Annotated in this window: 12 protein-coding genes; 5 read left to right on the top strand and 7 right to left on the bottom strand. The window is 71.7% G+C overall.

The annotated features are described in order from the left end of the window. Positions 1–3 precede the first annotated feature (3 nt). From RB608_RS23140 to RB608_RS23130, 3 genes are all read right to left on the bottom strand, one after another. Positions 4–873: an ABC transporter permease gene (locus tag RB608_RS23140; protein ID WP_308090429.1), complete on the bottom strand. Its 870-nt coding sequence runs from the start codon at positions 871–873 to the stop codon at positions 4–6. Continuing rightward, positions 873–1,697, bottom strand: coding sequence for an ABC transporter permease (locus tag RB608_RS23135; protein ID WP_308090428.1), 825 nt, complete (start codon positions 1,695–1,697; stop codon positions 873–875). The genes RB608_RS23140 and RB608_RS23135 overlap by 1 nt, the downstream gene beginning before the upstream one ends. Before the next feature lie 174 nt (positions 1,698–1,871). Further along, positions 1,872–2,840, bottom strand: coding sequence for a DNA-3-methyladenine glycosylase 2 family protein (locus tag RB608_RS23130; protein WP_308090427.1), 969 nt, complete (start codon positions 2,838–2,840; stop codon positions 1,872–1,874). 119 nt (positions 2,841–2,959) lie between these two features. Here RB608_RS23130 and RB608_RS23125 point away from each other — a divergent pair, with 119 nt between their 5' ends. The 3 genes from RB608_RS23125 (at position 2,960) to RB608_RS23115 (ending at position 5,841) form a co-directional block, all read left to right on the top strand. Further along, positions 2,960–3,568 (top strand): WHG domain-containing protein, encoded by a 609-nt coding sequence (locus RB608_RS23125; protein WP_308090426.1) that lies wholly within the window; start codon positions 2,960–2,962, stop codon positions 3,566–3,568. Positions 3,569–3,572: 4 nt separating this feature from the next. Next, complete coding sequence (locus tag RB608_RS23120) at positions 3,573–5,093, top strand: ATP-dependent DNA ligase (RefSeq protein WP_308090425.1); 1,521 nt, start codon at positions 3,573–3,575, stop codon at positions 5,091–5,093. Positions 5,094–5,154: 61 nt separating this feature from the next. Beyond that, positions 5,155–5,841 (top strand): TetR/AcrR family transcriptional regulator, encoded by a 687-nt coding sequence (locus RB608_RS23115; protein WP_308090424.1) that lies wholly within the window; start codon positions 5,155–5,157, stop codon positions 5,839–5,841. Between the two features lie 61 nt (positions 5,842–5,902). Here RB608_RS23115 and RB608_RS23110 read toward each other — a convergent pair whose 3' ends face one another. Beyond that, complete coding sequence (locus tag RB608_RS23110; RefSeq protein ID WP_308090423.1) at positions 5,903–7,183, bottom strand: acetyl-CoA C-acetyltransferase; 1,281 nt, start codon at positions 7,181–7,183, stop codon at positions 5,903–5,905. Positions 7,184–7,280: 97 nt separating this feature from the next. On the opposite strand from RB608_RS23110, the gene RB608_RS23105 reads away from it, so the two are divergent. Both RB608_RS23105 and RB608_RS23100 read left to right on the top strand, forming a co-directional pair. Continuing rightward, the gene (locus RB608_RS23105; RefSeq protein ID WP_308090422.1) at positions 7,281–8,615 is read left to right on the top strand and encodes a 3-oxoacyl-ACP reductase; all 1,335 of its coding nucleotides are present in this window, start codon (positions 7,281–7,283) and stop codon (positions 8,613–8,615) included. An 11-nt stretch (positions 8,616–8,626) separates the two neighbouring features. Next, entirely contained in the window at positions 8,627–9,472 is an 846-nt protein-coding gene (locus RB608_RS23100; RefSeq protein ID WP_308090421.1) for a MaoC/PaaZ C-terminal domain-containing protein, read from the top strand. Here the strand turns inward: RB608_RS23100 and RB608_RS23095 are convergent. From RB608_RS23095 to RB608_RS23085, 3 genes are read right to left on the bottom strand one after another with little or no spacing between them, the layout of a single operon-like run. After that, a complete protein-coding gene (locus RB608_RS23095; protein ID WP_308090420.1) occupies positions 9,469–10,332 on the bottom strand; it encodes an acyl-CoA thioesterase II in 864 nt (287 codons plus the stop codon). The two genes, RB608_RS23100 and RB608_RS23095, sit on opposite strands and share 4 nt — an antisense overlap. Then, positions 10,329–11,279 carry a PAC2 family protein gene (locus tag RB608_RS23090; RefSeq protein ID WP_308090419.1) on the bottom strand — a complete coding sequence of 317 codons (951 nt, stop codon included), beginning with the start codon at positions 11,277–11,279 and terminating at the stop codon, positions 10,329–10,331. Before RB608_RS23090 ends, RB608_RS23095 begins: the two co-directional genes overlap by 4 nt. A gap of 10 nt (positions 11,280–11,289) precedes the next feature. Continuing rightward, positions 11,290–12,771 (bottom strand): amino acid permease, encoded by a 1,482-nt coding sequence (locus RB608_RS23085; RefSeq protein ID WP_308090418.1) that lies wholly within the window; start codon positions 12,769–12,771, stop codon positions 11,290–11,292. Between the last annotated feature and the right edge of the window lie 7 nt (positions 12,772–12,778).

Below are 12,778 nucleotides of genomic sequence, written 5' to 3'. Positions count from 1 at the left end.
ACCTCACCCCGAGATCCGGAAGCCCGGGTCGCCGCCCCAGAACACCAGGGTGAGGACCATGTCGAGCACGACGATGGACACGATGCTGGCCCGGATGCCGGTGCCGGTGGCCTCGCCGACCGCCTGCGGGCCGCCGGCGACCCGCATGCCGTACCAGCAGTGGATCAGTGCGACGGTCAGGGAGAAGATCAGGATCTTGACGATCGAGAAGACGATGTCCCTGGGCTGGATGAAGGTCGAGAAGTAGTGGTCGTACTGACCGGGCGACTGCCCGAACAGGACCACGACCGAGAGCTGGGAGGCGACATAGCTGCCGATCAGGCCGATCAGGTAGAGCGGCAGGATCGCGACCATGCAGGCGATCACGCGCGTGGTGCAGACGTAGCGCACCGCGCTGACCGCCATCACCTCGAGGGCGTCGATCTCCTCGTGGATCTTCATCGAGCCGATCTGGGCGGTGAACCGGCAGCCGACCTGGGCACCGAGGGCCAGCGCCGCGATCAGCGGCGCGAGCTCGCGGGTGTTGACGCTCGCGGAGATGAAGCCGGTCAGCGGGGCGAGGCCGACGATCTCGAGACCGTTGAAGCCCTCGATGCCGATCGACGTGCCGGCGGCGACGGACAGCAGGATCATCACGCCGACGGTGCCGCCGCCGACCAGGAGGGCGCCGCTGCCCCAGGCGATGTCCTTGATCTGGCGCAGCACCTCCTTGGGATAGAGGGCGAGGGTCGCCGGGATCTCGCGGAAGACCTTGCCGGCGAAGCTCACGAAGGAGCCGAACATCGCGAGCGTGCTCATCACGGCATCGACGAGGCCGACGACGGCGTCGGAGACCCGCGCCCCGAGTCCGCGACCGAGCTGGACCTCGGACATCAGGCACCTCCGGGGAAGAGCATGACGTAGGCCTGGGTCAGGCCGACGTTGATCACGGCGAGCAGGATCACGCTGAGGACGACGGCCTGGTTGACGGCGTCGGCGACGGCCTTGGGACCGCCGCGCGCACTCAACCCCTTGTGGGCGCAGACGATGATCGCGACGAAGCCGAAGATGAGGCCCTTGAGCTCCGCGAGCACCAGGTCGCCCGGCTGGGCCAGGCCGACGAACGAGTCGAGATAGGTGCCGGACGAGATCTGGCCCCCGCCGACCACGATGACGAAGGCCGTCATCATCGCCGTCATCGCGACGATCACGGTGAGCAGCAGCGATACGACGAGCGCGGCGAGGATCCGGGGTGCGACCAGTCGCTGGATCGGCGAGATGCCCATGACCTTGAGCGCGTCGATCTCCTCGCGCACGGTGCGGGCGCCCAGGTCCGCGCAGACCGCGGAGCCGACGGCGCCGGCGATCATCAGGGACGTCACGAGCGGCGCGCCCTGCCGGAGCACACCGATGCCGTTGACCGCGCCGATGAAGGACTGGGCGCCGATCTGGTTGGCCGCCGCTCCGATCTGGACGGAGGTGATGACGCCGAAGGGGATGGCCACCAGGATGGTCGGCAGCAGCGAGACCCGGGTCATGAACCAGCACTGCAGGAGAAACTCGGACCACGAGAAGCGCCGCGCGACGATGTCGGAGAAGCCCCACTGGATGGACTCCACCGCGAGCTTCACGAGCTCTCCGGTCGTGACCACGCCCGCGCGGAACCGGCCGGTCATGTTGTCGAGGAGGGAACGTCCTCCGGCGGCCACCGCGCTCATCCGCGCGCCCGCCTCACGTCGTCCATGCCCCCGACAACGGGCGTGACCCGCCCGACGTCATGGCCCACGACGGCAAACACCGCTCCCGGCCCTCCCATACGTACCCCTGCCTGCCACACCGGGGCTCCGAACCCGACCGCCCCCGCGACTGCCTGTTGCTCGGTGTAACACTTATCACGCCATTTGGTCACGGTGCCCGAGGTGACGACGGGGCGCCATCCGCGGGCCGCGCCGCGGTCGGTGCAGCCGCGCCGCCGCCACGAGGAACGGCACCCGACCCCGCTGGCCCGCCCACGGGCGCAGGTAGCGGGCCAGCTCCGCGTCGTCGAACAGGCGGCCCTCCAGCGCCCAGCCGACGTCCTTGGCGACGTGGTAGTCGCCGAAGGACACGGCGTCCGGGTCGCCGAGCGTCCGCTGCCGCACCTCCGCCGCGGTCCACACCCCGATCCCCGGCAGGGTCCGCAGCCTCCGCTCCAGCTCCTCCCCCGTCAGCTCCCCGGTCGGTGCGTCCTCTCGCTCCAGCGCATCGGCACGCTGGGCGGCCAGGACCACCGTCCGGCTGCGCGCCGGGTCGATGTGGAGGCGCAGCCACTCCCACGACGGGATCCGTCGCAGGGTCGCCGCGTCGGGCGGGACCATCAGGCCGTGGGCGGCCCCGGGGCCCGGCGCCGGCGTACCGTGCCGCCGGACGAGGGCCCGGAAGGAGGAGAAGGCCTCCTGACCGGTCACCTTCTGCTCGATGATCGCGGGCACCAGCGACTCCAGGACGAGTCCGGTGCGGCCCTGTCGCAGATGCGGGTGCTGTCGCCGCGCCTCGGCCAGCACCGGGTGCCGGGGCTCGAAGCCGGACCAGTCGTCGAGGTCGCCGAGCAGCGCGGGCAGCTGGTCGAGCGCCCAACCGGCGCCCGGACCCCACGCGGACGCGGCGACCAGGCCGTCGCGGTCCTGCTCGGAGACGGCGAGCGCGGCCACCCCCTGAGGGGTCCGCGTCGCCCGCCAGTGCCGCCCCGCGACCGCCAGCCGGTGGGTCGGGTCGCCGGCCCCGCGGCGCTGCTGACGCAGCAGCGCGCCGACCGGGACGGGACGCCCCGGCTGCCAGGCCCGGGTCGCGTCGGGCGTGGCCTCGGCGGCCGGGGAGGTCATCGCAGCACTGTACGGCGACGCGCGGCGCGCTGCGCTTCGGCTCGCGACGGACTAGGCTCTCTCGCGCAAGGACGAATCCCTTTCGTTCGGAACGCACATCCTCAGGCTCCGGAGGGCAGTTGAGCATCGACACCACCCGCGGTCGCCGGACCCGCCTCGACCAGGAGGCGGTGCTCCAGGCGGCGGACCGGCTCGTCGACCGCGACGGGTACGACGCACTCACGATGACCTCGCTCGCGGCCGAGCTCGAGGCCCGGGTGTCCTCGCTCTACAACCACGTCGCGAACCTCGAGGACCTGCGGGCGCTGATCCAGGTCCGCGCGATGCGCCTGCTCGGCGAGCACGTCCGCGCCGCAGCCATGGGCCACGCCGGCATCGACGGCCTGCGCGCCCTCAGCCACGCCCTGCGCGCCTTCGCCCGCAGCCACCCGCAGCGCTACGCCGCCCTCACCCGGCCGCCGATCGACCGCGAGGCGTTCTTCACGGCGGCGCTCGACGCGATCGAGGCGCTGGCCGTCATGGTCCGCTCCGCGGGCCTCTCGGACGACCGACTGCTGCAGAGCGCGATGGCGCTCTTCGCCTCGCTGCACGGCTTCGTGTCGCTGGAGGTCGCCGGCTACTTCGGCGACCTGTCCGGCACCAGCGCCGAGGCTCTCGACCTCGACCTGATCTACGAGCAGGTCATCGACGGCGCCGTGACCGCGGCGTCGCTGGAAGCCTCCCGCTGAGCCGATGCTGCTCCGCGACCTCGTCGACGTCTCCCGCCGGGTCGCCGCGACGCGCTCGCGCAAGGAGAAGACCCGGCTGATCAGCGAGCTGCTGCTCGCCGCCGACCCCGGCGAGCGCGCCCTCGTCGCCCACTACCTCGGCGGGCGACTCCGCCAGCGCCGTACCGGGCTCGGCTGGCGGGGCCTCCAGTCCCTGCCCTCCCCCGCGCCCGCGTCCACGCTGGAGGTCGGCGAGGTCGACGCCGCGTTCGCGGCGATGTCGCTGCTGGCCGGGCCCGGCTCCGCCGGGTTGCGCGGTGCCGCGGTCGCCGACCTGTTCGGCCGCGCGACCGCGCCCGAGCAGGAGTGGCTGCGCGCCGTCGCCGTCGGCGAGGTCCGCCAGGGCGCCCTCGAGGCGGTCGTGACCGAGGCCCTCGCGGCTGCCGCCGAGGTGCCCCTGTCCGCGGTCCGGCGGGCGGCGATGCTGGCCGGCGGCTCGACGTACGTCGTCGACGCCGCGTTCGCCGGCACCGACGCCCTCGCCGGGGTCGGCCTGACCGTCGGCCGCCCGGTCCTGCCGATGCTCGCCTCCTCCGCGCCGGACGTCGACGCCGCCGTCGCGAAGGCCGCCGGCGCCGGCTCCGGCCTGGTCGGCGTCGACGCCAAGCTCGACGGCATCCGGATCCAGGTGCACCGCTCGGGCGACGACGTCGTCGTGGCCACCCGCAGCCTCGACGACATCACCCACCGGCTGCCCGAGGTCGTCGCGATCGCCCGCGCCCTGCCCGCCACCCGGGTGGTGCTCGACGGCGAGGCGCTGTCGCTGGCCGCCGACGGCCGCCCCCGCCCCTTCCAGGAGACGGCATCCCGCGCCGCCACCGAGGTCGTGGCGGGCGGCGCCGCCGTGACGCCGTACTTCTTCGACGTCCTGCACCTCGACGGCACCGACCTCATCGACCGGCCCGCCCACGAGCGCTGGCGGATCCTCGAGGACCTGGTCCCGGCCGAGCACCGGGTGCAGCGCTGGATCGGCACCGACGTCGCCGAGGCCACGGCGTTCACCTCGGCCGTCCTGGCGTCGGGCCACGAGGGCGTCGTGGTGAAGTCCGCCGACGCCGGGTACGACGCCGGCCGCCGCGGCGCGGCCTGGGTCAAGGTCAAGCCGGTGCACACCCTCGACCTGGTCGTCCTCGCCGTCGAGCACGGCTCCGGCCGCCGCCGCGGCTGGCTCTCCAACATCCACCTCGGCGCCCGCGACCCGTCCTCGCCCACCGGGTTCGTGATGCTCGGCAAGACCTTCAAGGGCATGACCGACCAGATGCTCGCCTGGCAGACCGAGCGCTTCCGCGAGCTCCAGGTGGACGACGACGGCTGGGTCGTCACCGTGCGGCCCGAACAGGTCGTCGAGATCGCCTTCGACGGCCTGCAACGCTCCACCCGCTATCCCGGCGGCCTGGCCCTGCGCTTCGCCCGGGTGGTGCGCTACCGCGACGACAAGTCCGCCGACGAGGCGGACACGATCGAGACGGTACGGTCCCTGCTCTGAAGCGTCTCGATCTCGTCACAGCTGTTGCAACACCGAGTTGCACATCTCGTACACTCATCCCATGGCGACGAACGCACCAGCCACCGATGGGCGCCGCAGAGCGGCGGCCGCGCGCCGCAAGGCACGCCAGGCGGAGATCATCACCGCGACCCGCCAGATCTTCGACTCCAAGGGCGTGCGCGACGTCCAGATCGAGGAGATCGCCAGCGCCGTCGGGATCAACCGGGCGATCGTCTACCGGCACTTCACCGGCAAGGAGGAGCTGTTCGCGCTCACCCTGGTCGGCTACCTCGAGGAGCTGCACGACGCGATGGCCCGGGCCGCCGCGAGCGAGGGCTCGCCGGGCGAGCGGCTGGAGCGGATCGTGGGCTCGTTCGTCGACTACGGCGTCGCGCACCCGGCGTTCGTCGACTGCGCCCAGGCACTCATGGTCCGGCCGGGCGACGAGCTGCTCGACGAGATCGCGGAGGGCCCGCTGTTCCGGCTCGGCCGCGGCATCACGTCGTGCCTGACCGTGCTGTCCGACACCCTCACGCAGGGGGTCAAGGAGGGTGCCTTCGACCTCAGCGACGACCCCGTGCTGCTGGCCAACGCGCTCTACGCCAGCGGCCTCGGCGCACTGCAGCTGGCCCGGCTCGGCATCCTGGTCAGCGAGGCGGCACCCGGCATCCCGACGGTCGGGCAGATCTCGGCGGAGCAGGTCCGCTCCTACCTGGTGCGCTCGGCGCTCGCGCTCGTCACCCCCTGAGCTCATACGCCGAACGGCCCGTCCCTCGCGCGCAGGGACGGGCCGTTCGGCGTACGGAAGGTCAGCGCTCCATGATGGCGACGACGCCCTGGCCGCCGGCCGCGCAGACCGAGATCAGCGCCCGGCCGCCGCCGTTGGCCTGGAGGAGCTTGGCCGTGTTGGCCACGATCCGGCCGCCGGTCGCGGCGAACGGGTGGCCCGCGGCGAGCGAGGAGCCCTTGACGTTGAGCTTGGCGCGGTCGATCGAGCCGAGCGGCGCGTCGAGGCCGAGACGCTCCTTGCAGAAGACCGGGCTCTCCCACGCGGCGAGCGTCGAGAGGACCTGCGAGGCGAAGGCCTCGTGGATCTCGTAGAAGTCGAAGTCCTGCAGGGTGAGGCCGTTGCGCGCGAGCATCCGCGGCACGGCGTACGCCGGCGCCATCAGCAGGCCCTCGGCGCCGTTGACGAAGTCGACGGCGGCGACCTCGGAGTCGACGAAGTAGGCGAGCACCTCGAGACCGTGCGCGGCCGCCCACTCCTCGGAGCCGAGCAGGACGGCGGAGGCGCCGTCGGTCAGCGGCGTCGAGTTGGCCGCGGTCATGGTGGCCGCCTCCCCCTTTCCGAAGACGGGCTTGAGCTTGGCGAGCTTCTCCAGGGACGAGTCGGCCCGCAGGTTGTTGTCGCGCTCCAGGCCGCGGAACGGCGAGATCAGGTCGTCCTGCCAGCCCTCGTCGTACGACGCCGCGAGGTGGTGGTGCGAGGCGACGGCCAGCTCGTCCTGGGCCTCGCGGGTGATCTGCCATTCCAGGGCGGTCAGCGCCTGGTGCTCGCCCATGGAGAGCTTGGTGCGCGGCTCGCCGTTGGACGGGATCGCGAGGCCGATGTCGCCGGGGCGGAGGCTCGCCAGGATCGCGAGGCGGTCCTTGGCGGAGCGCGCGTTGTTGAGCTGGATCAGCTTCTTGCGCAGCTTCTCGGAGATCGCGACAGGTGCGTCCGAGGTGGTGTCCACGCCGCCCCCGACGCCGGAGTCGATCTGGCCCAGCTTGATCTTGTTGGCGATGTAGTTGATCGCCTGGAGACCGGTGCCGCAGGCCTGCTGCAGGTCGACGGCCGGGGTCTCGGGGGCCAGGCGGGTGCTGAGCACGGACTCGCGGACCAGGTTGAAGTCCCGGCTGTGCTTGAGCACGGCACCGCCGGCGACCTCGCCCAGACGCTCACCCTCCAGCCCGAAACGGGCCACGAGGCCGTCGAGCGCGGCGGTCAGCATCTCCTGGTTGGAGGCGGTGGCGTACGCGCCGTTGGAGCGGGCGAACGGAATGCGGTTACCGCCGAGTACGGCGGCGCGACGAACGGTCTCGGTCATGGATCAATCCTCACTCAGCCGCCCCCTCCGGAGAACCCTTTGAGGGCGAGATCACGAAATGTGGACTCAGAGTTACACATCTAGTTACATAGTGCACATGACTGACAAGTACCAGGGCTTCGTGAGCTCCCCGATCGGCAGGCTCCTCGTCAAGAACCTCGGACTGCCGAACCCGACCAAGCTGGACCGCTACACGGCCGGCGCCCCGCTGGTGGACGGCACCGTTCTCGTCGGCGGCCGCGGTCGGCTGGCCGAGTCGCTGCCCGGTCTGCTCGACGTCCTCGGCATCGACTCGGTGAGCGGCCAGGCCGAGGGCGCGACGTACAAGGGCCTGGTCTTCGACGCCACCGGCATCAGCACGGTCGAGGAGCTGGTCGAGCTCCAGGCCTTCTTCACTCCCGTGCTGCGCAGTCTGAAGAGCTGTGCCCGCATCGTCGTGCTCGGCACGCCGCCCGGCCTGGTCGAGGGCAGCGAGCGGATCGCCCAGCGTGCGCTCGAGGGCTTCACCCGCAGCCTCGGCAAGGAGGTCGGCAAGGGTGGCACCGTCCAGCTGGTCTACGTCGCCGAGGGCTACGAGGACTCGGTCCTCTCGACGCTCGGCTTCCTGCTGAGCCCCAAGTCGGCGTACGTCTCGGGCCAGGTCGTCCGGATCGGTGCCCACGCCGAGACCCACGGCTCCGCACTCACCGACTGGACCCGGCCACTCGAGGGCAAGGTCGCCTTCGTGACCGGCGCCAGCCGCGGCATCGGCGAGGAGATCGCTCGGGTGCTGCACCGCGACGGCGCGACGATCGTGGGCCTCGACGTCCCCCAGGCCGCCGACGGCCTGGTGCAGGTGATGAAGGAGCTCGACGGCGACTGGCTCACCCTCGACATCACCGCGGCCGACGCCCCGCAGCGGATGGCCCATCACCTGAAGGAGAAGCACGGCGGCGTCGACATCGTCGTGCACAACGCGGGCGTGACGATGGACAAGAAGCTCGCCAACCAGACCCCGGAGCGCTTCGGCAAGGTGCTGCAGATCAATCTGGAGGCGCCGGAGCGGATCACCACCGAGCTGCTCGCCCAGGACGTCATCAACGACAACGGCCGGATCATCGGCGTCGCGTCGATCGCGGGCATCGCCGGCAACCTGGGCCAGACCAGCTACGCCGCCTCCAAGGCCGGCGTCATCGGCTTCGTCGACTCGCTCAGCGAGAAGCTGAAGGACGGGATCACGATCAACGCCGTCGCGCCGGGCTTCATCATCACCCAGATGACCGCGGCCGTGCCGTTCGCGACCCGCGAGGTCGGCCAGCGCCTCAACGCGATGTCCCAGGGCGGCCTGCCGGTCGATGTCGCCGAGACCATCGCCTGGTACGCCTCCCCCGCCTCGACCGCCGTCAACGGCAACGTCGTGCGGGTCTGCGGCCAGATGATGCTGGGGGCCTGATCATGGGTGGCATGGCCCTCCCCGTGATGCTCAAGGCCGCGCTGCCCGCGGTCCCCGGCGTGAACCAGCTCCCCGGCATCAAGAAGACCGGCGGCGCGCTCCCGGACCTGACGCTGTCGCGCGACGACGTCCTCGTGGAACGCTCGGAGGTCGAGCGGTACGCCGCCGTGTGCGGCTTCCCGAACCGCGACGTCGCGCCGGTGCCCTACCTGCACATGCTGGCCTTCCCGCTGCACCTGCAGCTGATGACCGACCCGAGGTTCCCCTTCCCGGCCATCGGCTCGGTGCACCTGGAGAACACCATCGTCCAGCATCGTCCGGTGGCGGTCGGCGAGACCGTGTCGCTGTCACTGACGGCCGACAACCTGCGGGCCAGCACCAAGGGCCGCGCCTGGGACATGAACGTCACCGGCACCGTGGACGGCGAGGTCGTGTGGGAGTCTGTGTCGACGTACCTGCGGGTCGGGAAGGGCGACAAGGAGGGCGGTGACCCCGGGATCGCGCTCGCCGCGATCGACGCCAAGGGTCCGGTGTGGAGCCTGCCCGGCGACCTCGGCCGCCGCTACGGCGCGGTGTCCGGGGACCGGAACCCGATCCACCTCTACCCGCTGACGGCCAAGGCGCTCGGCTTCCCGCGCCACATCGCCCACGGCATGTGGAGCAAGGCCCGCTGCATCGCGGCGCTGGAGAACCGGCTGCCCGACGCGGTCCGGGTCGAGGTCGCGTTCAAGAAGCCGATCTTCCTGCCCGGCAAGGCGCGGTTCGGCGCCGAGGCCAACTCCACCGGCTGGGACTTCACGCTGGTGAACCCGAAGACCGGTGCCCCCCACCTGCTGGGCCGCACGACCGCGCTCTAGCGACGCGGCCGGATCAGTCCCTCCTGGGCGACCGTGGCGACGAGGGTCCCGTCCTGGGTGAAGATCCGGCCCAGCGCGAGGCCCCGTCCGCCGCTGGCCGACGGGGACCACTGGTCGTAGAGCCACCACTCGTCGGCCCGGAACGGCCGGTGGAACCAGATGGTGTGGTCGAGCGAGGCCATCTGCACCTTGTGGGGGCCGTGCTCCGGGTGCGCGGCGAGCGTCGCGCCGAGCAGCGACACGTCGCTGGCGTAGGTGAACGTGGCGAGATGCTCGGTGGGGTCGTCGCTCAGCCGGCCGTCGACCCGGATCCACACCTGCGTCTGCGCCGGGTGCATCGGGTCCGGCTCCATGCCGTGGGCCGAGCTGCCGAGCCAGCGCACGTCGAGGGCCGCCCACTCCTTGCTCAGCCCGTCGTCGGCGCCGCGGTCGGCCATCAGCGCCATCAGGTCCAGGCCCTCCTCGGGCGCCTTGACCTGGGGCATCGCGTCCTGGTGCTCGAGCCCCTCCTCGGCACGCTGGAAGTTGAGCGACTGGTAGTAGATCGGCCGGCCGTGCTGGCGCGCGAGCACCCGCCGGGTGGCGAAGGACCTGCCGTCGCGGATCCGCTCGACGTCGTAGATGATCGGCACGGTGTAGTCGCCGGGCAGCAGGAAGTAGGAGTGCAGCGAGTGCACGTGCATGCCCTCGTCGACCGTCCGGGTCCCGGCGATCAGGGCCTGGGCGGCGACCTGGCCGCCGTAGACCCGCTGCCGGATGGTCTCGGGCTGCTGGCCGCGGAAGAGGTCGGTGTCGAGTTGCTCGAGGTCGAGCAGCGAGACCAGCTTGCGGGTCGCCTCCCCCATCCCCCGGGCGCTCACGATGCGCCTCCCGTCTCGTCGGGTCCCTCGAGGCCGGCCAGGAACTGCTCGAACTGCCGGCCGATCTCCTCGCCGGTCGGCAACGGCTCGTCCTCGGCGAGCAGGCTGCTGCCCTCCTCCTCGGCGCGCGCGAAGGTGTCGTACTGCTGCTCCAACGCGGTCACGACGTCCTGCACCTCGCTGTTGGCGGACAGGTAGCGCCCGATCTCCTCCTCGCGCTCGTCGGCTGCGGCGCGCAGCTCGTCGAGGTCGACGGTGAGCCGGGCGGCCAGCTCGACCTGCTCGAGCAGGAACACCGAGGCGCGCGGGTAGTCGAGCTGGGCGAGGTAGTGCGGCACGTGCGCGACGAAGCCCTGCGCGTCGTGGCCCCACTCGCCGAGGCGGACCTCGAGCAGGGCCTGGGCGCTGCTCGGCACCCGCAGCTCGCCGCGCCACGGGCTGGTCCCGGTGAGCAGGTCGGGATTGTTGGCGTGGTGGGTGATCGCGATCGGCCGGGTGTGCGGCACCGCCATCGGCACCGAGCCCATCGACACGACCAGCGCGACGTCGAGGCGCTCGATGACCTCGCGCACACCGCGGCAGAACGCCTCCCAGCGGATGTCGGGCTCCGGCCCGTGCAGGAGGAGGTACGGCGTCCCGCCGGCGTCGCGCAGCATCCGGACCACCAGCCGCGGGGCCTCGTAGGCCTCGTAGTGGTCGCGGGCGAAGGTCAGCGGCGGACGGCGGGCACGGTAGTCGTGCAGCTGGTCGACGTCGAAGGTCGCGACCACGACCCCGCCGCCGTCGGCCGAGAAGGCGCCCGCGCGGACCAGATGCTGGCAGGCCAGCGCGCCGGCGCTGCCGGCGTCGAGGAAACCCTCGAGCGCCACCACCAGTGCGAGGTTCTCCACCCCGTCGAGCTCGGGCACCTCGTCGACGATGTGGACGAGCCGGGGCGAAGGGATCACACGGGAGAGCCTATTCCCCCGGCCGCGGCGGCTGCAGGCGGCTGTGGCTGCGGCCGTAGACCGCGTAGACGACGATGCCGATCGCCATCCAGGCCAGGAACCGGATCCAGGTGTCACCGGTCAGGTTGAGCATGAGGTAGAAGCACATCAGGGTCGACACCGCGGCGACGACCGGCGCGAGCGGGGTGCGGAAGCCGCGCGGCAGGTCGGGACGGGTCCGCCGCAGCACCACGACCCCGATGCTGACGAGCATGAACGCGAACAACGTGCCGATGTTGACCAGGTGGGCCAGCGTGCTCAGGTCGACGAGGCCGGCGAGCGCGGCCACCGCCACGCCCGTCACGATCGTGATCCGGTACGGCGTCCCCCAGGTGGGGTGCACCTTGGCCAGGGCGCGTGGGAGCAGGCCATCGCGGGCCATCGCGAAGCCGACCCGGGACTGGCCGAGCATCAGGATCATCGCGACCACGACCAGGCCGACGCAGGCGCCGATCGAGATCAGGTCGGGCATCCAGTCGACGCCGGAGGCCTGGAAGGCGTCGGCGAGCGGGGCGGCGCTGTCGGGGTCGATGTCCTGGTAGCTGCGCAGCCCGGTGACGACCAGGCTGACCGCGGCGTAGAGCACGGTCACGATCGCCAGCGAGGCGAGGATGCCGATCGGGACGTCGCGTTGGGGGTTCTTCGTCTCCTCGGCGGTCGTGGCCACGATGTCGAAGCCGATGAAGGCGAAGAACACGATCGCCGCGCCGGAGATCACGCCGGCGACGCCGAAGACCGCGGGCTCGAGGCCGAGCAGGCTGGTGATCAGCGGGACGTCGGCGAAGCCGCCGCCGGACTCGGGAGCCGGCTGGGCGTCCGGGATGAACGGGGTCCAGTTGCTCACGTCGATGTGTGCGATGCCGACCACGATCACCGCCGCGACGACGACCAGCTTGAGCGCGACGACGAACTGGTTGAACCGACTGGAGAACTTCGTGCCCCGGATGAGCAGGAAGGTGACCAGCAGCGCGATCACCACCGCCGGGAGGTCGACGACGCCCGTGGCCGCGGAGCTGATCTGCGCCGGCAGGGTGACGCCGACGATGTCGAGGACCTCCTGCAGGTAGGCGGAGAATCCGGTCGAGAGGGCCGCCGCGCCGACGGTGAACTCGAGCACGAGGTCCCAGCCGATGATCCAGGCCACGAGCTCGCCGAGCGTCGCGTAGCTGAAGGTGTAGGCGCTGCCGGCCACCGGGACCGTCGAGGCGAGCTCGGCGTAGCAGAGCGCCGCGAGCCCGCACGCGACGGCCGCGATCACGAAGCTGAGGGCGAGCGCCGGGCCCGCGTTGCTGGCCGCGACCGTGCCGGTGAGCACGAAGATGCCCGCTCCGATGATGACGCCGACGCCGAACACGGTGAGGTCGAGCGCCGACAGGTCCTTGCGCAGGCGGTGGTCGGGCTCGTCGGTGTCGGCGATCGACTGCTCGACCGACTTGATCCGGAACAGACTCATGGCACTC

Origin of the sequence: Nocardioides sp. LHD-245 (assembly GCF_030929495.1) — a bacterium.
Classification (GTDB): Bacteria; Actinomycetota; Actinomycetes; order Propionibacteriales; family Nocardioidaceae; genus Nocardioides.
This window is presented reverse-complemented; position numbering and strand designations above follow the sequence as displayed.

Bases quoted from the DNA above. Each gene is read 5' to 3' on its own strand.
- RB608_RS23140 (WP_308090429.1), bottom strand. From the start codon at position 873: ATGTCCGAGGTCCAGCTCGGTCGCGGACTCGGGGCGCGGGTCTCCGAC.
- RB608_RS23135 (WP_308090428.1), bottom strand. From the start codon at position 1,697: ATGAGCGCGGTGGCCGCCGGAGGACGTTCCCTCCTCGACAACATGACC.
- RB608_RS23130 (WP_308090427.1), bottom strand. From the start codon at position 2,840: ATGACCTCCCCGGCCGCCGAGGCCACGCCCGACGCGACCCGGGCCTGG.
- RB608_RS23120 (WP_308090425.1), top strand. From the start codon at position 3,573: ATGCTGCTCCGCGACCTCGTCGACGTCTCCCGCCGGGTCGCCGCGACG.
- RB608_RS23115 (WP_308090424.1), top strand. From the start codon at position 5,155: ATGGCGACGAACGCACCAGCCACCGATGGGCGCCGCAGAGCGGCGGCC.
- RB608_RS23110 (WP_308090423.1), bottom strand. From the start codon at position 7,183: ATGACCGAGACCGTTCGTCGCGCCGCCGTACTCGGCGGTAACCGCATT.
- RB608_RS23105 (WP_308090422.1), top strand. From the start codon at position 7,281: ATGACTGACAAGTACCAGGGCTTCGTGAGCTCCCCGATCGGCAGGCTC.
- RB608_RS23100 (WP_308090421.1), top strand. From the start codon at position 8,627: ATGGCCCTCCCCGTGATGCTCAAGGCCGCGCTGCCCGCGGTCCCCGGC.
- RB608_RS23085 (WP_308090418.1), bottom strand. From the start codon at position 12,771: ATGAGTCTGTTCCGGATCAAGTCGGTCGAGCAGTCGATCGCCGACACC.